The following is a 26949-nucleotide window of genomic DNA, read 5'->3' on the forward strand; positions in this document are numbered from 1 at the left end:
AATCACTCAGCGCAACCGCCCAAATCATAACCTCAGATGCCCCCAGTCTATCCTGAGCGTCTCCGCCGCTTCCGCCGCGTCCCAAGCGCCTCAGCAGCGCCGGTGAAGGGGTATTTACGGATTAGGTCCGGGACCTGCAACCCCCATTTTGAAAAAACTTCACATTTCTCGGCGAAAACTTACTCACCTTAATGAAAACAATAGTTTAAGTTAATAATGTACTCATTTTCCCCGGTCACACTCCCCCAAACCATCCGCTTTAAGACCCAGAAGACCGCCTGTGGATGGAATCGTGCCTCCAACACGACTATCACCAAAAACTCACCAATAGAAAACGCCGTCACGGTTTCCCGTGACGGCGCAGTTCACCAATGTCTGAATAGTGTCACTTCAGATCAAAGCGATCAGCGTTCATCACCTTGTTCCATGCGGAGATGAAATCGCAGACAAATTTACCTCCGGCATCAGCCTGACCGTAAACCTCCGCAATCGCTCTCAGCTGGGAGTTTGAGCCAAAGACCAGATCAACGCGGGTTCCTGTCCATTTGACATCGCCCGTGGTGCGATCGCGGCCTTCATACACGCCGCCTCCGTCTGCGGCCGGTCTCCATTCGGTCCCCATGTCCAGAAGGTTGACGAAGAAGTCCGTGCTAAGTGTCCCGACTCGGTCGGTGAAGACACCATGAGACGTCCCATCGGAATTTGCACCAAGAACGCGCATACCGCCGACAAGAGCTGTCATTTCGGGTGCGGACAAAGTGAGCAGTTGCGCCTTGTCGACCAGCAACTCCTCTGCTGAAACACTGTATTCCTTTCGCTGATAGTTGCGGAAACCATCTGCAATCGGTTCCAGCATCCCTACGGATGCAACATCCGTCTGGTCCTGGGACGCATCCGTGCGGCCCGGGTTGAACGGAACCTCAACATCATGACCCGCCGCTTTGGCGGCCTGCTCGATTGCAGCGCATCCGCCCAGTACGATCACATCGGCCAGCGACACTTTCTTGTTGCCCGATTGCGCATCGTTAAAGGCAGTCTGCACAGCCTCCAGCGCAGTCAGGACCTTGGACAGCTTCAGAGGTTCATTGACTTCCCAGTCCTTCTGCGGCGCAAGACGGATACGTGCGCCATTGGCACCGCCGCGCATGTCGGACCCCCGGAAAGTCGAAGCCGACGCCCACGCCGTCGAAACCAGTTCGGATACCGACAGGCCAGAGGCCAGGATGCTTGCCTTCAGCCCGGAGATATCCCCGTCATCGATCAGATCGTGATCGACGGACGGAACATTGTCCTGCCACAGCAATTCCTCTTCCGGTGCCTCCTCACCCAGATAGCGGGAGCGCGGGCCCATGTCGCGATGGGTCAGCTTGAACCACGCGCGCGCAAAGGCATCCGCGAATTCATCCGGATTTTCATGGAACCGTTTTGAGATCGGGCCATAGATCGGGTCCATGCGCATCGCCATGTCTGCGGTGGTCATCATGGTCTTGACCTTTTTCGACGGATCGCCAGCTGCCGGGGCCATATCCTCTTCCCGGACACCGACAGGTTCCCAGATCCACGCACCCGCCGGACTTTTGGTCAGGTTCCAGTCATATCCGAACAGCAGGTCGAAATAGCCGTTGTCCCATTTCGTCGGGTTTGCGGTCCAGGCACCTTCGATGCCGCTGGTGGTGGTGTCGTCACCCTTGCCGCTGCCAAAGTCGTTGATCCACCCCAGGCCCATCGCCTCAATGGGGGCCGCTTCGGGCTCGGGGCCGACCAGTTCAGGATCACCCGCGCCATGCGCTTTGCCAAAGGTGTGGCCACCAGCGACAAGCGCAACGGTTTCTTCATCGTTCATCGCCATCCGGCCAAACGTGTCACGGATATCACGGCCCGAGGCCAGAACGTTCGGCTCACCATCCGGACCTTCCGGGTTCACATAGATCAGGCCCATCTGAACGGCGGCCAGCGGGTTTTCCAGATCACGTTCGCCACTGTAACGCTCATCCCCCAGCCACTCAGTCTCGGTCCCCCAATAGATGTCCTCTTCGGGTTGCCAGATATCCTCGCGGCCTCCGGCGAAGCCAAAGGTCTTCCCGCCCATGGACTCGATGGCGCAGTTCCCCGCCAGAATCATCAGATCGGCCCACGAAATCTGGTTTCCGTATTTCTGCTTGATCGGCCACAGCAGGCGGCGCGCCTTGTCCAGATTGCCGTTGTCCGGCCAGCTGTTGAGCGGCGCGAACCTTTGCGTACCGGTCGAACCGCCACCGCGACCGTCTGCCGTTCGGTAGGTACCTGCGCTGTGCCAGGCCATACGAATGAACAGACCGCCATAATGTCCGTAATCCGCAGGCCACCAATCTTGCGAGTCGGTCATCAGCGCATAAAGGTCCTGCTTGAGCGCCTTCAGGTCCAACTTTTTGAACTCTTCGGCATAGTTGAACTCCCCGCCCATTGGATTGGACGCAGGCGCGTGCTGATGAAGAATGTTGAGGTTCAGCTGGTTGGGCCACCAGTCGCGGTTCGACCTGACCCCCGAGGTTGCGTGCATGACAGGGCATTTACCCATGCTGGCATTGTCGCTTCCGTCCATTTCAGTCTCCAATCATGGCTGTGGTTTTGGCAGATTTTAATTTAGAAACAGAGATATCGCCGAAGACGAAAGCACATCTTTCACCGAGCCACCAAACCCCGCCTCACGTTAATTCCTGCGAAACGCCAATGTCTGAGAATGCTCGGTTCAGAAAATGTGACTCCCTGTCTCGTCGTGAACAGATCTAACACTTTTGATCCATTCTAATAAGTTTTGTTTTTCAATCAATTTCATAGATTATTCTTATGGGTTGGCCAGAGTCACTTTGATGGCCGCGAAGCGACCTCGGTAAGCATCAGGCCTACCCAGCGAAACTAAAGCACATCAGCAGTTTTCAGGTTGGCTTGCTCGCGCGGTTTACGATCTGTGCCGACCGCTACGGGGAGGGGTTGCAGAGCCCCGCAAGCAGTTCTGTTTGCCGACCCTAAAAACAGCCCGGCTCGGATGTCTGAAAATTAATAGCGCAAACGTCACCTTGCAGACTTGCCGAAGGTGTTGATTCCAGTGCTAGAACCGGGGCGCCATACTACCTATACAGGTATGTTTTTCCCTCTTTATCCAATTGGATGACGAGATTGGACAACTAGCCGTCGGAAGTGTGTTTCGCACGGTGCAAGCGTTTAGCTGCAATAAACGGCTAAGCGACCTTAGTGGACGGCAGAGGGCGCGCTGAGCACCTCTGCGCCGTGGGTGGCCATATTGCTACATTGCTACGCTACTTATTTGCTTCTCAGCCGATACTCTCCGTAATGTTTGTCTCAATTAGCGTAGGGCCATCGAACAAGCATTCGATCCGGTATTTCAGTTCCAAATTTAGCGCGTTCTTCGCGGTGAATGAGGAAATGACACGAGCCCGTCCTGAAACGTGTGGCATGTACGCCAAGTCCCAAAGTCGAGAGAATTTTACTGTCGAAGGATGCACTGCGGCTTGTTTTGCTACTGCCTCACAACTGTTCACGGCTATGCTTTTTGCCAGTGGTTCCGTTGCCCTAAATTGCTGTCCTGTTTGGGCATCAGTGGGCCGAAACCAAATATTGAAGGCGCTTTCCAGCGAGCCGCAGGTGACATAAAAGACGGGATCGCCTGCCTTGCTTTTTGAAGACGACTTCGCAACAGACGAAGGGTCAATACTGCTGCAGTTGCGGTTCTCACGAGCGATCTTGTTCACCACGGCGATGATCTGCGGTTTGAACTTCGAAGTATCATCGTCCCAGTAGAAATCATCTTCTACATAGACGCGCCCGCCGCTTGCTGTACGCTCGATATCGCGCAACCCATCGCTGGGAACCCAACCGCGCACATGGGTCAGCCAGTCTGGGCTGACGATCTGTACTTTCGTCCAGTCTGCTTGCGCGCACAGTCGCTTCACGGTCGTCGAATTGTCGATACGATGGAAAACGTCCTCGCCGATTGCCCGAGATGCTTTTCGATTCTTGACCTTGGACGCCGACGATGTTGGCTCGACGCGGATATCATGTTCGCCCGAGACGGCGACAACATCATTAAGCACGAGACCGCCGTTGCCGCATGGGTCCGGAATTTCTCCACTTGCTAAAACGCTCACCTGCAAAGCGGCTTGTTCGCCATCCTGTTTTGTCGGTGTGGAATTGCTAGCTGCAGCGATCTTTTCGGATTCGTCCTCTCGCCTTGCGAATTCCGCTTGAAATTCTTCTGGTCTTAGCTCCTCTAGTTCCGCGAGCCACCGATCCTCATCGACCTCAGCCAGTTCGGACAAGTAACTATCGGTGTCAGTCAGGCGTAGGGTTGCCAATCGTTCTTCCCGCTGTTGATTAGACACCTGCGCGCCTTGCACACAAATGATCACAGTGAACAAAAAGAGCAGCGCTTTGCCGCGATGCTGGAAATGCGGAAAGCCTTTGCCCGTGATTACGGTGAAGGCAAAGACAAAAAACAGAAGTGTAGCAACGACTAACAAAGCGCTGAAGCTCACCTCCTGTAATACGAACATCGCCAAGATAAAGAAGACGAGCTCCAACATAACAATCAGAAAACGGACAAATTTTTTTACGGCTGTAATTCCCGTATTCTTCGATTTTTTGCTGCTCATAGCGGTCCCTTTACTAACGAAATCGGCCACCAGACATACGCCAGTACCTCCCCGGCCATAGGGTTCGAGGAGGTGCATTACGGTCTGCAGCAACCGCTTCGTGCGGGGTTACGTTGCCCCGAGACTGGCCCTATCTGCCAATCCTGAGCGTAGCCTAGCCCGGATGTCTGAAAATCGAAAGCGCAAACATCACCTCGCGGATTTCCCGAAGGTATTGATTCCAGTGCCAAAATAGGGGTGCTATCGGAGAAAAGTGGTGCCGCTGATAGGACTCGAACCTACGACCCCATCATTACGAATGACGTGCTCTACCAGCTGAGCTACAGCGGCACACCGGGGGTTCGTTTAAACGGTCGGCCGTAATCGTGCAAGGCGTAATCGGGTCGGGATGATGACTTCAGTTTCCAGCAAACCGAACGCTCGAAGTTCCGAATTCCCGACACTTCACAGCCCCCGAAATATCGCGTGTCCGGTTCAGTAAACTCGTCTCACCAGCGCGTGACAAAAGATGTCATCGGATTGCTCACCCCTTATTCTGTTGGCAGCCTGCCTTCGAAGGAGACGCAGATGACCCCGATTGCAAAACACAAATCTCTTGCGCTTGCCGCAGTCTTCGCACTAGCCGCATCGTTGACCCCGGCTGTCGCGCAAGCCGCTGAAACCCAATCGCTGACAGTGGCTGGCGGATGTTTCTGGTGCGTTGAATCGGATTTCGAATCTGTTCCCGGCGTGATCGAGGCTGTATCCGGTTATACCGGCGGCAAGGTGGACAACCCCACATACGATCAGGTCTCACGGGGCGGAACCGGCCATTACGAGGCCGTCGAAATTACATTCGATCCGACGAAAGTATCCCGGGAAACGCTGCTGAACATGTTCTTCCGGTCGGTCGACCCGACCGATGCGGGGGGCCAGTTCTGCGACAGGGGGGAAAGCTATCGTACGGCGATATTCGTCTCTAATACAGGCGAAAAGGCGCAGGCTGAGCAGGCCAGGAAGGACGCTCAGAACGCGTTGGGGCAGGCGATCGTTACACCGATCCTGCAGCAATCGACCTTTTATCCGGCCGAAGCCTACCATCAAGACTACTACAAGGGTGACAAACTGATCTTCACCCGCTTTGGCCCCAAACGTCAGCGCAATGCGTATAAGGCGTATCGCAAGGCCTGCGGGCGTGATGCCCGGGTCCAGGAGCTTTGGGGCACTGCCGCACCATTTGCGGCCGGTCACTGATCCAGTTGGGCCGCCTGCACCTCTTTCAGATCCGGGATCACATCGGCTGTTCCGCGCCGCGTCACCATAAGGGCTGCGGCGCGCATGGCCTGTGAAATCGCCTGCGCCATCGGCAAACCGCGATCCATTCCGGCCAGAACATATCCGGTAAAAGTATCGCCCGCGCCGGTGGTATCGACCGGGTCAACCTTGTGCGCTGGAAACTCCTGAGGCGCCTGACCTCGCCGGATATACCGCGCGCCCTGCGCTCCAAGCGTGACGATGACGTGTTCGACCGGCAAATCCGAAGCCGCAAGGCCCGTGCTCTGACGCAGTTGCTCGGCCTCGATCTCGTTCAGGATCAGAAAATCCAGATAGGGCTGAATGGATTTGACCGCGTCTGCGTCAAACGGTGCGGCGGCATAGCAAACCACCACCCCCCTTTCACGTCCCAGTTTTGCGGCATCAACCTGTGCGCTTGTTTCGTTCTGCATCACCAGCAGATCGCCCGACTGCGCCCCGGTCAAGGCCTGCGCCACCTGCTTTTGCTGAATTTCCTGATTGGCACCCGGGAAAAGAACGATCTGGTTTTCACCATCGGCATCGACCGAGATGATGGCATGGCCCGTCGGCGCATCAACCTCGGAAATCTGGCGGGTATCCACGCCATATTCCGACAGCCGGTCCCGCGCCCAGCGCCCATCTGGCCCGATCGCGCCGATATGGCAGACATGCGATCCCGCCCGCGCCGCAGCAACAGACATATTCGCACCCTTACCGCCCAGAAACTTGTCCAGCGCCGAGGCGGCAAGCGTCTCACCCGGGCCGGGCAGATGCGGAACGGCATAGACCATGTCCGCATTGATCGAGCCGAGGTTCCAGATCGTCATGGATCACCCGATATCGCAGGAGGCCAGAATGGCCATGTTTAGGATGTCATTCGCAGTCGAAACCGTCGAACAGATCTGAATCGGCTTGTCGATCCCGGTCAGAATCGGGCCGATCACTGTTGCACCGCCCATCTCCTGCATCAGTTTGGTCGAAATACTGGCAGAATGGCGGGCCGGAACAATCAGGATGTTGGCCGGGCCGGTCAGACGTGAGAACGGATAGGCCTCCTGTTGATGCGCGTTCAGCGCGACATCCACGGTCATTTCGCCCTCGTATTCGAAATCGACGCGGCGCGCCTCAAGCACCTGTGGCGCTTTATAGAGCTTTTCTGTCCGTTCTGAGACCGGATAGCCAAAGGTCGAAAAGCTGACGAACGCCACACGCGGGTCCAGCCCCATATGCCGGGCAACAGCGGCGGCGCGTTCAGCAATCGTCGCCAGATCATTCTCATCCGGCCATTCATGCACCAGAGTGTCGCCGATCAGTACAATCCGCCCCTTGTGCAACAGTGCCGTAATCCCTGCCGCGCCATCCGCAGCACCTGCGTCAAACACATGGTTGATCTGGTCCAGAACATGCGCCGACTTACGCGTCGCGCCTGTTACAAGACCATCTCCGTGCCCATGTGCAAGCATCAGGGCCGAAAACACATGCCGGTCCCGTGCGGCAAGACGGTGAACATCCTTGCCGTCAAAACCCCTGCGTTGCAGGCGTTTGTACAGGAAATCCTTGTAGGTCTGCAGATGCTGGGTGTTGGCCGCATTGACGACCTCAATCTCGCGCACGGCATCCGCCAGACCGGCAGCTTCCAGTTTTTCCCTCACATCGTCGAGCCGACCCACAACCAGCGCCTTGCCGAATCCCGAGCGCTGATACATCACCGCAGCGCGCAGCACGCGGGGATCGTCACCTTCGGCAAAGATCATCCGGCTTTGCGCAGCACGCGCCCGGGCGTTCAGGCCGCGCAGGATACTGGCCGTCGGATCCATCCGCGATTTCAGGCTCAGCTCATAGGCCTCCATGTCAATGATCGGACGCCGCGCTGCCCCGGTGTCCATCCCGGCCTTTGCCACGGCTGGCGGTATGCGGTGAATCAGACGCGGGTCAAACGGCGTCGGGATGATGTAGTCGCGACCGAATGTCAGCGACTTGCCATAAGCCATCGCCACCTCGTCCGGTACATCCTCGCGCGCCAGACGTGCCAGCGCGTGCGCGCAGGCAATCTTCATCTCGTCGTTGATGGCGCGGGCATGAATGTCCAGCGCTCCCCGGAACAGATAGGGGAAACCCAGCACGTTATTGACCTGATTGGGATAATCGCTGCGCCCGGTGGCAACGATGGCGTCGACACGCACCTCGTGCGCCTCTTCCGGCGTAATCTCGGGATCCGGGTTGGCCATGGCAAAAATCACCGGATTGTCGGCCATGCTGGCAACCATCTCCTGCGTCACGGCACCCTTGACCGAAACGCCAAGGAACACATCGGCACCCTTCATCGCATCCTCAAGTGAGCGCAGGTCCGTCGAGATCGCATGGGCCGATTTCCACTGGTTCATGCCCTCGGTCCGACCCTGATAGATCACACCTTTGGTGTCACAGACGATGCAATTCTCGTGCCGCGCGCCCATCGCCTTGAGAAGCTCGATACAGGCGATCCCCGCAGCACCTGCCCCATTCAGCACGATCTTCACATCCTCGATCTTTTTGCCCGAGATCTGAAGCGCGTTGATCAGCCCTGCCGCACAGATCACCGCTGTACCGTGCTGGTCATCGTGAAAGACGGGGATGTCCATCTCTTCCTTCAGGCGCTGTTCGATGATGAAACATTCGGGCGCCTTGATGTCTTCAAGGTTGATGCCGCCGAATGTCGGCCCCATCAGCCGCACAGCGCGACAAAACTCATCCGGGTCTTCGGTATCCAGTTCGATGTCGATCGAGTTCACATCCGCGAACCGCTTGAACAGGACCGATTTCCCCTCCATCACGGGTTTCGAGCCCAGCGCGCCCAGATTGCCTAATCCCAGAACTGCCGTCCCGTTGGAAATCACGGCAACAAGGTTCCCCTTGTTGGTATAGTCATACGCCGTTTCGGGGGCTTCGGCGATTGCTTCACATGGAACAGCCACGCCGGGGCTGTAGGCCAGCGACAAATCCCGCTGTGTGGTCATGGGAACGGTGGCCTGCACCTCCCACTTGCCGGGGGTCGGTTCGATGTGAAAGGCCAGCGCCTCTTCTTTGGTGATTTTCGCTTTGGGCATGTGATGGGTCGTTTCTCTGCATCTTCGGGGCTTCCGCCTCATAGCGCAGGCAATCGCCCGCCTCAACGGGAATACGTTTTCATCTTTCACAGCAGAAGGGGGATTTGTAAGGTCACGTCCGGAATACGCCAGAAGGGGGCCGCCTTGTCCACAGTCACGCCGATGATGGCGCAGTATCTCGAAATCAAAGAGGCCCACGCCGATGCCCTGCTGTTTTATCGCATGGGCGATTTCTACGAGATGTTTTTTCAGGATGCCGTCAACGCGGCCGAGGCGCTGGATATCGCCCTGACCAAACGTGGCAAACACAACGGCGACGACATTCCAATGTGCGGCGTGCCCGTCCATGCCGCCGAAGGTTACCTGCTGACGCTGATCCGCAAAGGGTTCCGCGTCGCCGTGTGCGAACAGATGGAAAGCCCCGCCGAGGCGAAGAAAAGAGGCTCTAAATCAGTCGTAAAGCGCGATGTCGTGCGTCTGGTGACGCCCGGCACCCTGACCGAAGACGCCCTGCTTGAAGCGCGCCGCCACAACTTTCTGGCCGCCTACGCCGAAGTCCGGGATGAGGCCGCGCTGGCCTGGGCCGATATCTCAACCGGCGCGTTTCACGTGATGCCGCTGACCTCGGTGCGGCTTAGCCCTGAACTGGCCCGACTGGCCCCGTCCGAGCTGATCGTGGCCGATGGGTCCGAACAGGCGCTGCAGGAACCCGTCCGCGATCTGGGGATTTCACTGACGCCGATTGGACGCGCCAGTTTCGACAGCACCGCGGCGGAAAAACGCATCTGCGGCCTGTTTCACGTGGGCGCGCTGGATGCGTTCGGCACATTCGGGCGCGCCGAGATTTCAGCGATGGGTGCGCTAATCGATTATCTGGAGATCACGCAAAAGGGCAAACTGCCCATACTGCAAACACCACTGAAAGAATCCGAAGACCGCGTCGTACAAATCGACGCCGCCACACGGCGCAATCTGGAACTGACCCGGTCCTTGTCGGGGGGTCGCGCCGGATCGCTTTTGTCCGTGGTCGACCGCACCGTTACACCGGGCGGTGCTCGGTTGCTGGAACAACGTCTCTCAAGCCCATCGCGCAATCTGGATGTCATCCACGCCCGTCTGGACGCGGTATCTTTTGCGGCTGAGGACAGCCTGACGGCCTCGGACCTGCGCGAGGCGCTGCGAAAAACCCCCGATCTTGACCGCGCCCTGTCGCGTTTGTCGTTGGAGCGCGGAGGCCCCCGCGATCTGGCCGCCATCCGCAACGGGTTGGCGCAGGCCGCGACCATTGCTGAACTGTGCGAAAGCCGCGACTTGCCGGTCCTGTTGGCCACTGCCGTACAAAACCTGACCGGATTCGACGATCTGCTGGCCCTGCTGGACGAAGCCCTTGTTGCCGAACCCCCTCTGCTGGCCCGTGATGGTGGCTTCATCGCACCCGGTTACGACGAAGAGCTGGACGAGGCCCGCACCCTGCGCGACGAAGGCCGTTCGGTCATCGCTGGTTTTCAACAGAAATACGCGGAACACACCGGCATCGTGTCGCTGAAGATCAAGCACAACAACGTGCTGGGTTATTTCATCGAAACCACCGCCACCCATGCTGAGAAGATGCTGAACCCACCCTTCAGCGAAACCTACATTCACCGGCAGACAACCGCCAATCAGGTCCGGTTCACCACCGTCGAACTGTCCGAGATCGAAACCCGCATCCTGAACGCGGGCAATCTGGCATTGGAGATCGAAAAGCGGCTCTATCAAAGGCTTTCTGGCGAAATTCTGACCAAAGCCGCGCACCTGAACCAGGCCGCTCGTGGGTTGGCCGAACTGGATCTGACCACAGCGCTGGCCGATCTCGCACGCGGAGAAAACTGGTGCCGCCCACAGGTCGACACGTCGCGCGCCTTCGACATACAGGGCGGCAGACATCCGGTCGTCGAATACGCGCTACGCCAGCAAGGGGGCGACGCTTTCATTGCCAATGACTGCGGTCTCAGCGCCGAAACAGGAGCATCGATCTGGCTGCTGACCGGCCCCAACATGGCCGGTAAGTCGACCTTTCTGCGCCAGAATGCACTGATTGCCCTGCTGGCCCAGATGGGCAGCTATGTTCCGGCAGAACAGGCGCATATCGGCATTGTAAGCCAGCTGTTCAGTCGGGTCGGAGCCTCAGACGACCTTGCGCGCGGGCGTTCGACCTTCATGGTCGAAATGGTCGAAACCGCCGCCATTCTCAATCAGGCGGATGACCGTGCCCTTGTCATCCTTGATGAAATCGGGCGCGGCACGGCCACTTATGACGGCCTCTCCATCGCCTGGGCGACGCTTGAACACCTTCACGCCTCGAACAAATGCCGTGCCCTGTTTGCCACGCACTACCACGAACTCACCGCTCTGGCCGGGAAACTGAAAGGCGTCGACAACGCCACCGTCGCGGTCAAGGAGTGGGAAGGTGAGGTGATTTTCCTGCATGAAGTCCACAAAGGCGCTGCCGACCGATCCTACGGGGTGCAGGTCGCGCAACTTGCCGGCCTGCCGGCATCCGTCGTCGAACGCGCCCGCGTTGTATTGGACCAACTGGAGAAAACCGAACGTGAAGGCGGCAAGCAAAAGGCCCTGATCGACGATCTACCCCTGTTTTCGGCCGCGCCCCCGCCGCCACCTGCCCCAAAAGCATCACCCGTCACGGATATGCTCAATGACATCCTGCCGGATGAACTCACGCCCCGCGAGGCGCTCGACCTAATCTACAAACTGAAAGAGGCGGCCAACACCTGACCGCCCCTTCTTCTTTTTCTTAAATTCGGCCGCCGGAGGCTTGGCCTCTACAAGGCCAATCAGCTCGCAGGCGTCGAAGACACACCAACCTGTGCTGGACGCAGCAACCGGTCGTGCAGCATGAATCCCTCGGCCGAAACCTGAATGATGTCCCCTGCCCGGGTTCCCGGCACCGGCGCTTCGAACATCGCTTCATGGACCTTCGGGTCGAACCTGTCGCCAACCTCGGGCGTGATCACCTCGATCCCGTGTTTCTGGAACACGTCCTTCAGGGCACGCATGGTCAGCTCGACACCTTCGATCAGACCGGCAGCCACTTCTTTCTGCTCATCGGTCGCCGCCTCAAGCGCGCGTTTCATGTTGTCGTAAACCGGCAGCATGTCGCGTGCCAGTTTTGAACCACCGTACTGTTCCGCATCGCGACGCGCCTTGTCGCCACGTTTGCGCGCGTTTTCCGCATCCGCCAGCGCGCGCATGAACTTGTCCTTGAACTCGTCACGTTCCGCGCGCAGCGCATCAATTTCCAGCGCCTCTTCGCTGATCTCCGCAAATTCCTCGGCCAGCTCTTCCGCTTCGGCGGTTGCGATATCGTCCAGAAAATCTTCGTTCTTGGGCTCTGCCATCTCTTACCCTCTAGCTCCGGTCGGATATCAGCTTGCCGACCAGTTGCGCCGTATAATCCACGATCGGCACGATCCGTCCATAATTCAGTCGCGTGGGTCCGATGACCCCGACCGCACCGATTATCTTTCGATCAGCGTTCATATATGGAGACACCACCAAAGAGGAACCCGAAAGTGAGAAAAGTTTGTTCTCAGAGCCGATAAAAATGCGCACACCTTCGCCTTCTTCGGTCAATTCCAGAAATTCCGCGATATCCCGCTTGCGTTCCAGATCGTCAAACAGCGTTCGGATCCGGTCCAGTTCCTCAGCTTCGCCCGGTTCACCCAACAGATTCGCCCGCCCCCGGACGATCAATCTGGCCGAGTCGGTCCCGTCGCCCTCCCACGCAGCCATGCCGCTATCGACCATCTCACGCGCCAGTACATCGATTTCCTGCTTGCGCGATGCGATCTGGCTTTGCATCTGACGGCGCACTTCGCTCAGCGTCCGCCCCTCGATCAGCGCGTTCAGAAAATTCGCCGCCTCGCGCATCGAACTTGGCGTCTGCCCCGGAGGGGGTGTGAAAAGACGGTTTTCAACCTGCCCATCCGAAAAGACCAGAACCACAAGCGCGCGATCATGGGCCAGTGAGACGAACTCGATATGTTTGATTTCAGACTCATGCTTGGGGGTCAGAACCAGCGACGCCCCATGTGTCACGTGTGACAATGCCGACCCTACCCGGTCCAGCATTCCACCTACATCGCCTGCGTTAGAGCCTAACGTTTCGTCCAACTTTTGCCGGTCATCATCCCCCAGATCACCCACTTCCAGCAAGCCGTCCACGAACATCCGCAATCCCTGCTGCGTCGGAATCCGGCCCGCACTGACATGAGGGCTGTCTAGCAGACCCAGAAACTCCAGATCCTGCATCACGTTGCGCACAGTCGCGGCACTGACCTTTTCCGACAGGGTGCGTGTCAGGGTGCGGCTGCCGACGGGTTCGCCGCTGTCCAGATAACTCTCGACGATCAGCCGGAACACCTCACGCGACCGGTCATTCATCTCGTCCAGAATTTTACTTGCTTCGCTCATCGGCGTTCCCCTGCTGGACCGTCATTAAATCGCAGGCAAATGAAAGGTCAATCGGGGTTGCATCGTAACGCCGCGGGGCGTTATCCCCAACCCAGCAAACAAAGGATTTTCCATGCGACCCTCAGGACGAGATTTAAGCGAAATGCGCGCCGTTTCAATTGAAACGGGGTTTACCAAACATGCCGAAGGTTCCTGCCTGATCAAGATGGGCGACACCCATGTTCTGTGCACCGCCACGATCGAAGATCGCGTGCCCCCCTTTATCAAGGGGTCAGGTCTGGGTTGGGTCACCGCCGAATACGGCATGCTGCCCCGCGCCACCAACACCCGGATGCGGCGTGAAGCGGCAAGCGGCAAACAAGGCGGACGAACCGTCGAAATTCAACGCCTGATCGGCCGTGCCCTGCGCGCGGGTGTAGACCGGGTTGCACTGGGCGAACGTCAGATCACCGTGGACTGCGATGTGATTCAGGCCGATGGCGGCACCCGCTGCGCGTCAATCACCGGCGGTTGGGTTGCGCTGCGTCTTGCGGTGAACAAGCTGATGAAAGCCGGCGATGTAATTTCCGATCCGTTGGTCGATCCCGTGGCCGCTGTGTCCTGTGGTATCTACGCCGGTCAGCCGGTGCTGGATCTCGACTATCCCGAAGACAGCGAGGCGGGCGTCGACGGCAATTTCATCATGACCGGATCGGGCAAACTGATCGAGGTACAGATGTCCGCCGAAGGCTCGGTCTTTAGCCGCGCACAGATGGATCAACTGATGGATCTGGCAGAAAAAGGCGTGGGTGAACTGGCTGCAGCGCAAAAGGCCGCCACTGCATGACACGCAAGTTCGATGGTGACAGGCTGCTGGTGGCCACCCACAACAAGGGCAAGCTGGAGGAGATGGCTCATCTCCTCGAACCCTTTGGCGTGACTGTTGTGGGCGCGGGAGAGATGGACCTGCCTGAACCGGAAGAAACCGAAGATACTTTCGTCGGCAACGCCCGGATCAAGGCCCACGCCGCCGCCCAGGCCACCGGCCTGCCTGCATTGTCGGACGATTCCGGCATCACCATCGACGCATTGGACGGTGCGCCAGGGGTCTACACCGCCGATTGGGCCGAAACCGGCAATGGCCGCGATTTCCTGATGGCGATGACCCGTGCGCATGATGAGTTGGAGGAAAAAAACGCCGCCCATCCGCGTACCGCACAATTCCGCTGTACGCTGGTTCTGGCCTGGCCCGATGGTCATGATGAAGTGTTCGAGGGCATCGCCCCCGGTCATCTGGTCTGGCCGATCCGCGGCAAGGATGGTTTCGGCTATGATCCGATGTTTGTCCCGGACGGCCATGACATTACCTTTGCCGAGATGGACCGTTGGGAAAAGAACAAGATCAGCCATCGCGGTCGCGCGGTGGAGATGTTCGTGAAGGGCTGTTTTGGCGGATGATTGGCGCAACGGGGGCTTTGGCCTGTATGTGCATTGGCCTTTTTGCGAGGCCAAATGCCCCTATTGCGACTTCAACAGCCATGTATCAAAAAATATTGATCAAAAACAATGGCTTGATGCATATTTAAGCGAATTGAAGCGGTCTGCAACTGAAACGCCTGACCGCGTCCTGAACACGATATTCTTTGGTGGTGGCACGCCTTCCTTGATGGCACCCGAAACCGTCGCCGCCGTAATTGATGAAGCCCGTGCCCTCTGGCGACCCGCCAATGACATGGAGATCACACTTGAGGCCAATCCCGGCTCAGTCGAAGCGGGCCGATTTGCCGCTTATCGAGACGCTGGTGTGAACCGTATCTCAATGGGTGTGCAGGCCCTGAACGACGAAGACTTGCGACGCCTTGGGCGCATTCACACCGTCGCCGAAGCCCGATCAGCCTTCGATATCGCCAGAAACTGCTTTGACCGCGTCAGTTTCGACCTGATTTATGCGCGGCAACACCAAACCCTCGAAACCTGGCGCGCAGAACTGACCGAGGCGTTGTCCATGGCGGTTGACCATCTGTCGCTATACCAGCTGACCATTGAAGAAGGCACCGCCTTTGGTGATCGCTATGCCATCGGCAAACTGCGTGGCCTGCCCGAAGATGACAGCGCCGCCGACATGTATCTGGCCACGCAAGAGATTTGCGAGGCGCATGGCCTGCCCGCTTATGAGGTCTCGAACCATGCCCGCCCGGGGGCCGAGTCGCAGCACAACCTGATCTATTGGCGATACGGGGATTATGTCGGCATCGGTCCCGGGGCGCATGGGCGGATAACGGTTGGCGGACGGAAACTGGCCACGGAAACCTATTTGTCCCCGAATGCCTGGCTCAACGCGGTAAACAGCGGCAGTGGGGAAAAGCAACGAGACGAGCTTTCGCGACAAGATCAGGCGAATGAATACCTCATGATGTGTATGCGGATCATTGAGGGGCTAAATATTGACAGATTCAATGCACTGTCAGACTATCCGCTACCGCAGGACAAGCTGAATGATCTGATCGAGTTTGGCATGGTAGACCAAACAGACGGACGACTGATCGCCACCAAAGATGGGCGTGCCGTGTTGAATGCCGTGATTCGAGAATTATTGGGGTAGAGGATGCAGTACATTTGGGCCGCCTTGGGTCTGATCAGTGTTGGGCTTGCCGTGATTGGGATTGCCCTACCCCTATTGCCGACAGTGCCCTTTCTGCTTCTGGCGGCGTTCTTCTTTGCCCGCTCCTCATCGCGATTGCACAATTGGCTGATTTCTCATCGAACCTTTGGCCCCATGATTTTGGATTGGCAAAGTTCCGGAGCGATTCGACCGGCCGCAAAAAAAGCGGCCACCGTCTCGGTCGCCGCCGTTTTTGGCCTGTCTGTTCTGCTGGCCTTGCCGTCACACGTTCTGATCATTCAGGCCGTGGTTCTGTCCGCAGTGATGATCTTTATCTGGACGCGCCCTAGCGGCTGAGTTTTGCGCACAGATCGTCCAGCTGATCCAGGTTTTCATAAGTCAGAACCACCTGCCCGGTTTCCGTTCCGGCCTTGTGGTTGATCGAAACCTTCATCGCCAGAATGGCCGACAAATCCTTTTCCAAAGCACGCGTGTCTGCATCCTTATCTGCGCCTGCACTTTTCGTGCGCGTCGGAGATTTCTCAGTATCGCCCTGAAGCTGTTTTTTGACCAAAGCCTCGGTCGCCCGCACCGACAACCCGTCCCGAACCACGATTTTGGCCAGTTCCGACGGGTTATCAGCAGTAATCAATGCCCGTGCATGTCCTGCCGACAGCTTTCCCTCGATCACCAATGCCTGAACATCCATCGGCAATGACAGCAAGCGCAGAAGGTTGGCAATGTGGCTGCGGCTTTTTCCAAGGGCCTCGGCCAGCTTTTCCTGCGTGTGGCCAAACCGATCCATCAGCTGCTTGTACCCGGCGGCCTCTTCAACCGCATTCAGGTCTGCGCGCTGAATGTTCTCGATAATCGCAACTTCAAGGACCTCGGTGTCATCAAACTCGCGCACGATAACCGGGATTTCGTGCAACTGCGCCATTTGCGCCGCCCGCCAGCGGCGCTCACCCGCAACGATTTCATATTCTCCACCGCTCAGCGGACGAACAATCAGGGGCTGGATGATCCCCTTTTCCTTGACCGACGCTGCCAGCTCGTCCAACTGCCCCTGCGAAAACGTCCGGCGTGGCTGATTTGGGTTGGCGCGCAGCTTTTCGATTGGCACTTCCATGTCCGGGCGGCGCGGCAAGGTCGCAACGGCACCTTCGACATCATGGGTGACATCCGCCATCAAGGCGGACAATCCGCGCCCCAGCCCTCTGGATTTTCCCTTTTTGACGTTCACTATGCCCTCCTGACCGCCGTTCAAGCAGCAATTCTGTTGTGTTTTTGCATAACCTCACGCGCCAGATGTCGATAGGCCATGGCCCCAAGCGAACCCGAGTCATACTGCAACACCGGAAGCGCAAATGACGGCGCTTCGCTGACCCTGACATTTCTTGGTATCTTGGTTTTAAACACCATCCCGCCCAGATTGTCACGCGCATCCTTTTCCACCTGACGGGACAAGTTGTTGCGGTTGTCGTACATGGTCAACACAACACCTTCGATTCTCAGGTTCGGATTCGCAGTCTGCCGAACCTCGCGAACAGTCAACATAAGCTGGGACAAACCCTCCAACGCGAAGAACTCACTTTGAAGCGGAATAAGTACCGAATGTGCAGCCACCATTGCGTTTACAGTCAGTAAATTCAGCGACGGAGGGCAATCGATCAGGACATAATCGAACTCATACCCGTCAATCGCGGTCTGTCGCAGTGCATCATGTAAAAGATAGCTGCGTTTTTCGTTTGAAATCAGCTCGATATCCGCAGAACTCAGATCGACGGTCGCGGGAACAATGTACAAACCACCAATCTCGGTTTCCTGAACAACCGCCTCCAACGGTGCATCGTCCAAAATCAGATCATAAGTGGTCCAATCCCGGTCCTCGACCCCCAACCCGGTCGATGCGTTGCCCTGAGGGTCCAGATCCACCACCAGAACCCTGCAGTTTGCCTCGGCAAGGCCCGCCGCCAGGTTGATCGCTGTCGTGGTTTTTCCAACTCCGCCCTTTTGATTGGCAACCGCTATGATCCGGGGCCCAACAGGACGAGACAAATCAACCACGTGTGACTCCATTTATTTTCAGGATAACTGCCTGAGGTTCAGTCAAACTTGTAATCGGCTCAGCATCGAATTTCCATTCCTTGCGAGCCTCTGCCAGTTCTTTTTTCCACGTGGCGCCTTTTGGAAACAGCGCCGTGCCGCCTGCCCCCAAATGCCGATGACAAAAAGATAGCAAAACTGTCAGATCCGCCAGCGCCCGAGCTGACAAAATATCCGCACTCAACGGTTCAACTGCCTCGATCCTTTTTGAAATCACCCGGCAAGACGCGCCGCATTCCCGCGCGGCATTGCGTAAAAACGCCGATTTACGCTGATCGCTTTCCACCAGCGTAAATTCCATCCCCGGCGCTTCCTCCGTCGCCAATATCGCGCAAATTATCCCGGGAAATCCACCCCCACTCCCCAGATCGATCCAGTTTTTGGAGGGAGAGATGCACCGAAAAACCTGCACGGAATCAACAATATGCCGGGCCCATACATCCTTCAGACTGTTCTTCGAAACCAGATTGATCTTTGGGTTCCACCGCTGCAAAAGATCTACGAATACCGCCAGGCGCTCTTGTGTTTCACGTGAAACATTAAGATCAGCAAGCATCTGCCCGTGTTCAGGACTCATGCCTTCATGGCTTTCTGTTTACGGCGCAGCTTTGCCAAAACCAACGTCAATGCGGCGGGTGTCACACCTTCTACGCGACTAGCTTGCGCAATATTGGCAGGTTTCGCCTCTGACAGCTTCTGCTTCATTTCAGCGGATAGCCCGTCCAAAGCAAAATAGTCAAAATCCCTTGGGATTTCATGCGCTTCATCGCGCTTCATCGCTTCTACATCGCGCTGCTGACGCGCAATATAGTTGGCGTACAAAGCATCCTTTTCGATCTGACGGCGGGTGTCGCCATCAACCTCCCTCAATCCGTCAACCAACGGCAGCAACTGTTCAAAAGTCACGTGAGGGAAGGCCAGTATGGCCATTCCGTCTCGCCGGTTTCCGTCCTGATTGACCTCAATCCCTGCTGACAAAACCTCACGTGGTGTATAAGTTCGACTGGTCAACGCCGACCTCACGGTTTCCAACTTCTCCAGTTTCTTCTGAAAAGCTGTCCGCCTAGTTTCCCCCACACATCCAACATCGATTCCCATCGGAGTAAGCCGCTGATCGGCATTGTCCGCCCTCAGCGAAAGCCTGAATTCTGCGCGTGATGTAAACATCCGATAGGGTTCTGCCACACCACGGGTAGTAAGATCGTCGATCATAACCCCAATATAGCTGTTTGAACGGGTGAAGTTCAGGCGGTCCCTACCCAACACCTCCAACGCGGCATTAAGCCCGGCAACCAAACCTTGTGCGGCTGCCTCTTCGTATCCAGTTGTACCGTTGATCTGCCCTGCCAGGTACAGGCCGGACACTTCGGGCAAGGAAAGTTGGGCAGTCAGGACCCGCGGATCGACGTAGTCATATTCGATAGCATAGCCCGGTTGCAGAATCGTGGCGTTCTCCAGCCCTTTGATGGAACGTACGTATTCTTCTTGAATATCCTCGGGCAAAGACGTGGATATACCGTTTGGATAGATTGTATGATCTGAAACGCCTTCAGGCTCCAAAAAGATCTGATGCGAGTCCTTATCCGCAAAGCGAACGATCTTGTCCTCGATGGAGGGGCAATACCTCGGACCAACCCCGTCGATGTGCCCCCCATACATTGCTGAACGGGACAGGTTTTTTTCAATGATTTCATGGGTACGCGCATTTGTATGCGTGATACCGCAGGCAATCTGGGGGGCAATTACCTGATTGGACAGAAACGAGAATAAAGTTGGATCCTCATCACCATCTTGCCGTTCCAGATCAGACCAGTCGATTGTACGCCCATCCAAACGCGGGGGCGTTCCTGTTTTCAATCTGGCCAAAGGCAGATCAAAACTATCCAGACGCTCAGCCAGCCGTACGGATGGCCGATCACCCATACGCCCACCAGGTCGCGAAACGTCTCCGATATGGATAACACCCCGTAGAAACGTCCCCGAAGTCAGGATCACCGTTTTGGTTGGGACAATCGAACCGTCTGCCAGTTCTACTCCGGTAATTCGATGGTTTTCGATAAGGAAATCGACAACCTCGCCTTCAACAACCGTCAGGTTTTCCCGTCCCGCCGTTTCACGCTTCATGGCCGCGCGATACAACGCGCGATCAGCCTGCGCCCGCGGTCCCTGCACGGCCGGGCCCTTTCGCTTGTTCAGCAGACGAAACTGAATCCCCGCCTGATCCGCGACACATCCCATGACACCGTCCAATGCGTCGATCTCGCGAACAAGGTGCCCCTTTCCCAACCCACCAATTGCCGGATTGCAGGACATGACGCCGATATCATTTTCCGACAGCGTTACCAAAGCCGTGTTCGCGCCCATGCGTGCAGCCGCATGGGCAGCTTCGGTTCCGGCATGGCCCGCACCAACAACGACAACATCGAATTGTGAATGTTTCACGTGAAACACTCCTTACTTACCAAGGCAGAAACTGGCGAAAATCTCGTCCAGTAGATTTTCAACATCTATTCTGCCGACCAGTGATTCCAGGGCGCGAATGGCGGTTCGCATCTCTTCGGCTGCGATATCATACAAATCGTCACCCGATTCCAGAACCTCCAAGGCAGCACCAAGCGCAGAAAACGCCTTGTTCATAGCGACACGATGCCGTTCCCGCGTTGCAATACCAGAACTTGTGGCTCTGTCCGATAAAACACGCGATATCTGGGATATTAACCTATCAATCCCCTGACCTGTCTTCCCCGAAATTCCGGCATCACCAGTTCCGCGGGTATCGGATTTTGGCAGAACATGAATATCACCGGGTTGCATCGGAATACCCAGATCATCGGGAGAGTCTGTCAGGAACACCCTCAAATCAGCTGATTCAGCCCGCCTGCGCGCCAAGGCAATTCCCAAGCCCTCGACATGATCATCGGTGTCCCGCAATCCAGCCGTATCCAGCAGGGTGACCGGCAGTCCGGCAAGATCCATTCTGACTTCGATAACATCCCGCGTCGTTCCGGCGTATTCCGAGGTTATGGCAGCTTCCCGCCCCGCCAGAGCATTCAGCAAGGTGGATTTTCCCGCATTTGGCGGACCGACGATCGCCACTTCGAACCCGGTCCGGATGCGTTCGGCGATTGTGACACCCTTTGCTTCCCGCTCCAGCTCCGCCATGACGTCGGTCACAAGGTCGCGCACTTCAGGGGTTACATCCGTAGGCACATCCTCATCGGCAAAGTCGATTACCGCCTCCAACAAGGATGCAGCCCGGATCAGCTTACGCCTCCATCCTTCGGCCAGTTGACCTAACTCCCCGGCCAGTATGGTCTGGGCCTGCCGGCGTTGCGCTTCGGTTTCGGCGTCGATTAGATCGGCCAGCCCTTCGACTTGCGCCAAATCCATTTTACCATTTTCCAGTGCCCGCCTGGTGAACTCACCGGGTTCGGCCATACGCAGGCCTTCTATTTCGGACAAACATCGTAAAATTGCATTAATCGAGGCCGTGCTGCCATGAACCTGCAACTCGGCAACATCCTCACCGGTGAAGCTGGCCGGGGCCTGAAAGGTCAGAACCAGCCCGTCATCCAGCCGCGCGCCATCGGACGCAAACAGACTACGCACACGCATCCCGCGCGCCGGAAGACTGTCACCGGTCAATGCACCCGCTGCGGAAATTGCCTGAGGTCCAGAGAGGCGAATGACCGCCACCCCGGCTTTGCCTTGTGCGCTGGCCAAGGCGAATATCGTGTCCATTCGAAGGCCTCGCGTCGTTTAAGACCTGTGTCAGGTGTTCATCGAATCGAAGAACTCACCGTTTGTCTTGGTCTGTTTCAACTTCGACAACAGGAACTCGATCGCATCGGTTGTTCCCATCGGGTTCAGGATGCGGCGCAGGACAAAGGTCTTGGCCAGATCGCCCTTGTCAACCAACAGATCCTCTTTCCGTGTGCCGGATTTGAGGATGTCGATGGCCGGGAAGACGCGCTTGTCCGCGATCTTGCGATCCAGAACAATTTCCGAGTTACCGGTGCCTTTGAATTCTTCAAAGATCACTTCGTCCATGCGGCTGCCGGTATCGATCAATGCAGTGGCGATGATGGTCAGCGACCCGCCCTCTTCGATGTTCCGGGCAGCACCAAAGAACCGCTTTGGCCGCTGCAGCGCATTCGCGTCCACACCACCGGTTAGAACTTTACCCGAGGATGGCACCACGGTGTTAAATGCCCTACCAAGTCTTGTGATAGAGTCGAGAAGAATAACAACATCTCGTTTATGCTCGACCAAACGCTTGGCTTTTTCGATGACCATCTCGGACACAGCCACGTGACGGGTCGCCGGTTCGTCAAAGGTCGAGGATACAACCTCACCCTTCACCGAGCGCTGCATGTCGGTCACCTCTTCCGGGCGTTCGTCGATCAACAGGACGATCAGATAACACTCAGGATGGTTCTGTTCGATCGAATGCGCGATGTTCTGCAGGATCACCGTCTTACCGGTCCGCGGCGGCGCGACGATCAGCGAACGCTGACCCTTACCGATGGGTGCCACCAGGTCGATCACACGGGCCGACTTGTCCTTGATGGTAGGATCCTCGATCTCCATCTTCAGCCGCTCGTCGGGATACAGCGGCGTCAGGTTGTCGAACAGGATCTTGTGTTTGGCCTTTTCGGGGTTCTCAAAGTTGATCTTGGTGACTTTAGTCAGGGCAAAGTAACGCTCGTTATCGTCGGGCGCCTTGATTTCACCTTCGACCGTATCCCCGGTGCGCAGCGAATGCTGACGGATCATGTCAGGCGACACATAGATGTCGTCCGGGCCCGGCAGATAGTTCGCCTCAGGCGACCGTAGAAAGCCGAAACCATCCTGCAGGACCTCCAGCACCCCGTCACCGCCAACGACCCATCCTTCGTCCGCACGTTCGCGCAGAATCTGGAACATCATTTCGCCCTTGCGCATGGTCGAGGCGTTTTCGATCTCCAGCTCTTCGGCCATCGCCAGAAGGTCTTTGGGGCTTTTTGCCTTGAGGTCGGCAAGATTCAGGGATTCAGTTGTCATGATGATACGGACCTTGGCCACATCAGTTGCAGCTCAGAGTTGGATTTCAAACAGGAAGAGACGCCACCCGGACGGGCGCGTTTTGACCTACATAGGCTGACTGCTGTCCGGAGTCAAACCTGCTTCAGAATTTCAGAACCACGGCAAGCACGATCACCACCATCAGAACGGTGGGAACCTCGTTCATCATGCGGTACTGACGCCCTGTCAGGGTGTTTCGCCCTTCTGCGAAATCCCTGCGCCGGGCCAGCAGCCAGTGATGAAACCACGTCATGCCGATCACCGCTGCGCCCTTGGCCCAGGGCCAGGCCCAGTCCCAGCCGACAACACCGGGGGTAAAGACCATGATCAGCCCGCAGGCCCATGTCACGATCATCGCCGGACGCATGATGACACGCAGCAGTTTGTCTTCCATCTCAAGGAAAATCTTTGATGCTCCGTCCACCTTCTGTGCTTGTTCGACGTGATAGACGAAAAGTCGGGGCAGGTAGAACAAGCCAGCCATCCAGGAAATGACAGCCATGATGTGAAACGATTTCACCCATGGGTACAGTGTGTAAAGCAGATCGGTCATTCCGGCTCCGGGCGTTGGACGGGTCATCCCTAATAAAAAAGAAAGAAAAGAAAAAGGATGATGGTTTTGTAGTGTGAACAAAAACCGTGGATTACTTTTTTACCCCTCAGTTTTCCCCAGGTGGAAAGGAAAGTTCCGGGGCAGATGGAATGGCTCCGGTAAATCTGATTAATGATATAATATCAAATAGTTACATGAACACGCACGGGTATCAATCTGGGGATAACTACAGGATGGTTCCGGAATATCCCGGTTATCCTGATCAGGCCACTTATCCTTGTCCCGGCTGGAAAGATTTCGGGCGACTCAGGGAAGTTTCGGGCGAAATTCGCGGGGTTGCGTGTCAACCGGAAACCCATACAAACCGTTCAGGAACGTTCAACGATTTGCCCACGGGGTTTTCCACATGTCTGTCCCCCTTATCCTTGCATCAGGCTCAGCAATCCGCGCGCAGCTGCTGGAAAATGCGGGTGTTCCATTTGCTGTTCAGGTTCCGCGTGTCGACGAAGATACGGTGAAACGGGCCCTTCTGGCCGAGGACGCCCCGCCCCGCGATATTGCCGATGCGCTGGCCGAGCTGAAGGCGCGCAGGATCAGCGACAAGAACCCCGGTGCAATGGTTTTGGGCTGCGATCAGGTTCTGGATTTTGACGGTCAGCTTCTGTCGAAGCCCCAATCGCCCGACGAGGCGCTGGCGCAGTTGAAAAAGATGCGCGGCAAGCGGCACATGTTGTTGTCTGCGGCCGTGATCTATCAAAACGGCGAACCGGTGTGGCGGCATGTCGGGCAGGTGCGGTTACGGATGCGCGCCAGTTCGGACGCTTATCTGAAATCTTATGTGGCGCGAAACTGGGACAGCATCCGCCACGCGGTGGGTGCCTACAAGCTTGAGGAAGAAGGCGTGCGCCTGTTCGCCACCATTGACGGCGACTATTTTAACGTTTTGGGTATGCCCCTGCTGGAGCTTCTCAATTTTCTGGCGTTGCGAGGGGTGATCGAACAATGACCGACAAGCGGATTCCACTGGCCGGGGTGATCGGGCATCCCATTGCGCATTCCAGATCGCCGAAGCTGCATGGTCACTGGCTCAGAACTTATGACCTGCCGGGGCATTATGTTCCGATGGACGTTGCGCCCGCCGATCTGGAACAGGTGTTGCGCGCATTGCCCAGGGCCGGTTTCGTGGGTGCCAATGTCACCGTTCCGCATAAAGAGGCCGCACTGCGTCTGGCCGATCATGTCTCGGACAGCGCATCGGTGATCGGGGCGGCAAACACCCTGACCTTCCGCCCGGACGGAACCATTCATGCGGACAATACGGATGGCTATGGTTTCATGGAGAACCTGCGCGCCGGAGCGCCCGACTGGAACCCGCAGGACGGGCCTGCCGTCGTGTTCGGCGCAGGCGGTGCGGCCCGCGCGGTTATTGCGGCCCTGTCCGACGCAGGTGTTCCCGAGATTCTGCTGACCAACCGCACCCGCAGCCGGGCCGATCATCTGAAAGAGGAATTCGGTCAACGGATCACCGTAGTTGACTGGGTTCAGGCGGGAAATGTCATCGAAGGGTCCGAGCTGGTGGTAAACACCACCTCGCTTGGAATGACCGGCCAGCCCGAACTGCGTGTCCCTCTGGACGGTCTGCAGCCGGGTACGGTTGTAACCGATCTGGTCTATGCTCCCCTGCAAACCCACCTGCTGCATGAGGCGGAAAAGGCAGGATGTACCACCGTCGACGGTCTAGGCATGTTGCTGCATCAGGCGGTGCCTGGTTTTGAGCGCTGGTTCGGTCAGCGCCCCGAGGTGGATGAGGCAACCCGCACGGCGGCACTGGCATGAGTTTTCTGCTTGGTCTGACTGGCTCGATCGGCATGGGTAAAAGCACCACGGCGCAGATGTTCGTCCAGGAAGGCTGCGCGCTGTGGGATGCGGATGCAGCCGTACATAGACTCTATTCAAGGGGCGGAGCGGCGGTTGAACCAATGCGCGCGGTCTTTCCGCAAGCCATTGTTGACGGTGCCGTCAGCCGCGATGCGTTGAAACGGATCATCTCGGAAAACCCCGAAACCCTGAAACGTATCGAAGCCATTGTTCATCCGCTGGTGGCCATGGATCGTGCGCAATTCCGTCAGGATGCGGATGCCGACATTCTGATTTTTGACATTCCGCTGCTGTTTGAAACCGGCGGTGACGCCGCGATGGACGCGGTTGCTTGCGTGTCCGTTCCGGCCGAGGTTCAGAAAGACCGCGTGATGGCGCGCGGAACCATGACGGCAGAGCAGTTCGAACAGATCCGCGCCAAACAGATGCCCAACGATGAAAAATGCGCCCGCTCGGATTTCGTGATCGTTACGGACACTCTGGACCATGCGCGCGCGCAGGTGCAGGATATTGTCAGGCAGATACGGGCAGGACTGACACATGCGTGAGATTGTTCTCGACACAGAAACCACGGGCTTTGACCCGGAAAGCGGCGACCGGATCGTCGAAATCGGCGCGGTCGAGCTGTGGAACCACGTGGCCACGGGCGAAACCTATCACGTCTATATCAATCCCGAACGGTCGATGCCCGAAGAGGCGTTTGGCGTTCACGGCATCGGTCCCGACCTGCTGGACTCACCGCGCCCGCCGGAATCGGGACAGATCACGCTCAGGGACAAGCCGGTCTTTGCAAAGGTCGGGCAGGCGTTCCGCGATTTCGTTGGCGACGCCAAGCTGGTGATTCACAACGCGTCTTTCGATATGAAATTCCTGAACGCCGAACTGGGCTGGATGAATGTGCCCCTGATCCCGATGGATCAGGCTATCGATACGCTGGCCATCGCGCGCAAGAGGTTTCCGGGCTCGCCCGCATCGCTGGATGCTTTGTGCCGCCGGTTCGGCATCGATAACTCGAACCGTGTTTTGCACGGCGCGTTGCTCGACTCGGAAATTCTGGCCGAGGTTTATCTGGAACTGATCGGCGGGCGTCAGCCCGACTTTGGGCTGGCTACGTCCGCAGCCTCGATGGGTTCCGGCGGGGCTGGCGACTGGCGCCCCACCCCGCGCGCTACTCCGTTACCCTCGCGGATCACCGAGGACGAGCGCACGGCGCATGAAACTTTTGTCGGGAAACTGGGCGAAAACGCCCTGTGGAACCGCGCCTGACCGATATCAGGCGCGGAT

23 protein-coding genes and 1 tRNA gene are annotated in these 26949 nt (G+C 57.2%); 10 read left to right on the forward strand and 14 right to left on the reverse strand.

What is annotated here, in order from left to right; translation table 11 throughout:
* Positions 1-385 precede the first annotated feature (385 nt).
* From katG to ACR0NW_RS18595, 3 genes are all read right to left on the reverse strand, one after another.
* Positions 386-2581 (reverse strand): catalase/peroxidase HPI, encoded by a 2196-nt coding sequence (gene katG, locus ACR0NW_RS18585; RefSeq protein WP_480453129.1) that lies wholly within the window; start codon positions 2579-2581, stop codon positions 386-388.
* Between the two features lie 730 nt (positions 2582-3311).
* Positions 3312-4649: a hypothetical protein gene (locus ACR0NW_RS18590; protein ID WP_480453126.1), complete on the reverse strand. Its 1338-nt coding sequence runs from the start codon at positions 4647-4649 to the stop codon at positions 3312-3314.
* A gap of 254 nt (positions 4650-4903) precedes the next feature.
* Positions 4904-4979, reverse strand: a tRNA-Thr gene (locus tag ACR0NW_RS18595).
* A 237-nt stretch (positions 4980-5216) separates the two neighbouring features.
* Between ACR0NW_RS18595 and msrA the strand changes: the two genes are divergently transcribed.
* Positions 5217-5882, forward strand: coding sequence for a peptide-methionine (S)-S-oxide reductase MsrA (msrA, locus tag ACR0NW_RS18600; RefSeq protein ID WP_480453125.1), 666 nt, complete (start codon positions 5217-5219; stop codon positions 5880-5882).
* Here msrA and ACR0NW_RS18605 read toward each other — a convergent pair.
* Together ACR0NW_RS18605 and ACR0NW_RS18610 are read right to left on the reverse strand one after the other, a co-directional pair.
* Positions 5876-6751 carry a ribokinase gene (locus ACR0NW_RS18605; RefSeq protein ID WP_480453124.1) on the reverse strand — a complete coding sequence of 292 codons (876 nt, stop codon included), beginning with the start codon at positions 6749-6751 and terminating at the stop codon, positions 5876-5878. The genes msrA and ACR0NW_RS18605 overlap by 7 nt on opposite strands.
* Before the next feature lie 3 nt (positions 6752-6754).
* A complete protein-coding gene (locus tag ACR0NW_RS18610; protein ID WP_480453122.1) occupies positions 6755-9010 on the reverse strand; it encodes an NADP-dependent malic enzyme in 2256 nt (751 codons plus the stop codon).
* A gap of 162 nt (positions 9011-9172) precedes the next feature.
* Here ACR0NW_RS18610 and mutS point away from each other — a divergent pair, with 162 nt between their 5' ends.
* Entirely contained in the window at positions 9173-11785 is a 2613-nt protein-coding gene (mutS, locus tag ACR0NW_RS18615; RefSeq protein WP_480453133.1) for a DNA mismatch repair protein MutS, read from the forward strand.
* A gap of 59 nt (positions 11786-11844) precedes the next feature.
* On the opposite strand, the gene ACR0NW_RS18620 is transcribed toward mutS, so the two are convergent.
* The gene (locus tag ACR0NW_RS18620; protein WP_170655396.1) at positions 11845-12408 is read right to left on the reverse strand and encodes a nucleotide exchange factor GrpE; all 564 of its coding nucleotides are present in this window, start codon (positions 12406-12408) and stop codon (positions 11845-11847) included.
* A 10-nt stretch (positions 12409-12418) separates the two neighbouring features.
* Positions 12419-13483 carry a heat-inducible transcriptional repressor HrcA gene (gene hrcA / locus ACR0NW_RS18625; protein ID WP_480453120.1) on the reverse strand — a complete coding sequence of 355 codons (1065 nt, stop codon included), beginning with the start codon at positions 13481-13483 and terminating at the stop codon, positions 12419-12421.
* A 112-nt stretch (positions 13484-13595) separates the two neighbouring features.
* On the opposite strand from hrcA, the gene rph reads away from it, so the two are divergent.
* From rph to ACR0NW_RS18645, 4 genes are read left to right on the forward strand one after another with little or no spacing between them, the layout of a single operon-like run.
* Positions 13596-14309, forward strand: coding sequence for a ribonuclease PH (gene rph, locus ACR0NW_RS18630; RefSeq protein WP_170655392.1), 714 nt, complete (start codon positions 13596-13598; stop codon positions 14307-14309).
* Positions 14306-14920 carry an RdgB/HAM1 family non-canonical purine NTP pyrophosphatase gene (gene rdgB, locus ACR0NW_RS18635; RefSeq protein ID WP_480453119.1) on the forward strand — a complete coding sequence of 205 codons (615 nt, stop codon included), beginning with the start codon at positions 14306-14308 and terminating at the stop codon, positions 14918-14920. The genes rph and rdgB overlap by 4 nt, the downstream gene beginning before the upstream one ends.
* Complete coding sequence (gene hemW, locus ACR0NW_RS18640) at positions 14910-16064, forward strand: radical SAM family heme chaperone HemW (RefSeq protein ID WP_480453117.1); 1155 nt, start codon at positions 14910-14912, stop codon at positions 16062-16064. The genes rdgB and hemW overlap by 11 nt, the downstream gene beginning before the upstream one ends.
* Before the next feature lie 3 nt (positions 16065-16067).
* Positions 16068-16421 (forward strand): YbaN family protein, encoded by a 354-nt coding sequence (locus ACR0NW_RS18645; protein ID WP_480453116.1) that lies wholly within the window; start codon positions 16068-16070, stop codon positions 16419-16421.
* Here ACR0NW_RS18645 and ACR0NW_RS18650 read toward each other — a convergent pair.
* The 7 genes from ACR0NW_RS18650 to hemJ all read right to left on the reverse strand — a co-directional run bounded on the left by ACR0NW_RS18650 (position 16411) and on the right by hemJ (position 23787).
* The gene (locus tag ACR0NW_RS18650) at positions 16411-17307 is read right to left on the reverse strand and encodes a ParB/RepB/Spo0J family partition protein (protein ID WP_480453114.1); all 897 of its coding nucleotides are present in this window, start codon (positions 17305-17307) and stop codon (positions 16411-16413) included. The genes ACR0NW_RS18645 and ACR0NW_RS18650 overlap by 11 nt on opposite strands.
* Before the next feature lie 20 nt (positions 17308-17327).
* Positions 17328-18131, reverse strand: a complete 804-nt coding sequence (locus tag ACR0NW_RS18655) for an AAA family ATPase (protein WP_170655382.1) — start codon at positions 18129-18131, stop codon at positions 17328-17330.
* A complete protein-coding gene (gene rsmG / locus ACR0NW_RS18660; protein ID WP_480453112.1) occupies positions 18124-18747 on the reverse strand; it encodes a 16S rRNA (guanine(527)-N(7))-methyltransferase RsmG in 624 nt (207 codons plus the stop codon). Before rsmG ends, ACR0NW_RS18655 begins: the two co-directional genes overlap by 8 nt.
* Positions 18744-20612 (reverse strand): tRNA uridine-5-carboxymethylaminomethyl(34) synthesis enzyme MnmG, encoded by a 1869-nt coding sequence (mnmG, locus tag ACR0NW_RS18665; protein WP_480453111.1) that lies wholly within the window; start codon positions 20610-20612, stop codon positions 18744-18746. Before mnmG ends, rsmG begins: the two co-directional genes overlap by 4 nt.
* Before the next feature lie 12 nt (positions 20613-20624).
* Positions 20625-21911 (reverse strand): tRNA uridine-5-carboxymethylaminomethyl(34) synthesis GTPase MnmE, encoded by a 1287-nt coding sequence (gene mnmE, locus ACR0NW_RS18670; protein ID WP_480453109.1) that lies wholly within the window; start codon positions 21909-21911, stop codon positions 20625-20627.
* A 30-nt stretch (positions 21912-21941) separates the two neighbouring features.
* The gene (gene rho, locus ACR0NW_RS18675) at positions 21942-23213 is read right to left on the reverse strand and encodes a transcription termination factor Rho (protein ID WP_170655374.1); all 1272 of its coding nucleotides are present in this window, start codon (positions 23211-23213) and stop codon (positions 21942-21944) included.
* Between the two features lie 124 nt (positions 23214-23337).
* A complete protein-coding gene (gene hemJ / locus ACR0NW_RS18680; protein WP_170655372.1) occupies positions 23338-23787 on the reverse strand; it encodes a protoporphyrinogen oxidase HemJ in 450 nt (149 codons plus the stop codon).
* A 406-nt stretch (positions 23788-24193) separates the two neighbouring features.
* Here hemJ and ACR0NW_RS18685 point away from each other — a divergent pair, with 406 nt between their 5' ends.
* From ACR0NW_RS18685 to dnaQ, 4 genes are read left to right on the forward strand one after another with little or no spacing between them, the layout of a single operon-like run.
* Positions 24194-24793 (forward strand): Maf family protein, encoded by a 600-nt coding sequence (locus ACR0NW_RS18685; protein ID WP_480453108.1) that lies wholly within the window; start codon positions 24194-24196, stop codon positions 24791-24793.
* Complete coding sequence (locus tag ACR0NW_RS18690) at positions 24790-25623, forward strand: shikimate dehydrogenase (protein ID WP_480453106.1); 834 nt, start codon at positions 24790-24792, stop codon at positions 25621-25623. The genes ACR0NW_RS18685 and ACR0NW_RS18690 overlap by 4 nt, the downstream gene beginning before the upstream one ends.
* A complete protein-coding gene (gene coaE / locus ACR0NW_RS18695) occupies positions 25620-26213 on the forward strand; it encodes a dephospho-CoA kinase (protein WP_480453104.1) in 594 nt (197 codons plus the stop codon). The genes ACR0NW_RS18690 and coaE overlap by 4 nt, the downstream gene beginning before the upstream one ends.
* Positions 26206-26931, forward strand: coding sequence for a DNA polymerase III subunit epsilon (dnaQ, locus tag ACR0NW_RS18700; RefSeq protein WP_480453102.1), 726 nt, complete (start codon positions 26206-26208; stop codon positions 26929-26931). Before coaE ends, dnaQ begins: the two co-directional genes overlap by 8 nt.
* The last annotated feature ends 18 nt before the right edge of the window (positions 26932-26949 follow it).

It is taken from the genome of Ruegeria sp. CF5, from assembly GCF_056537325.1.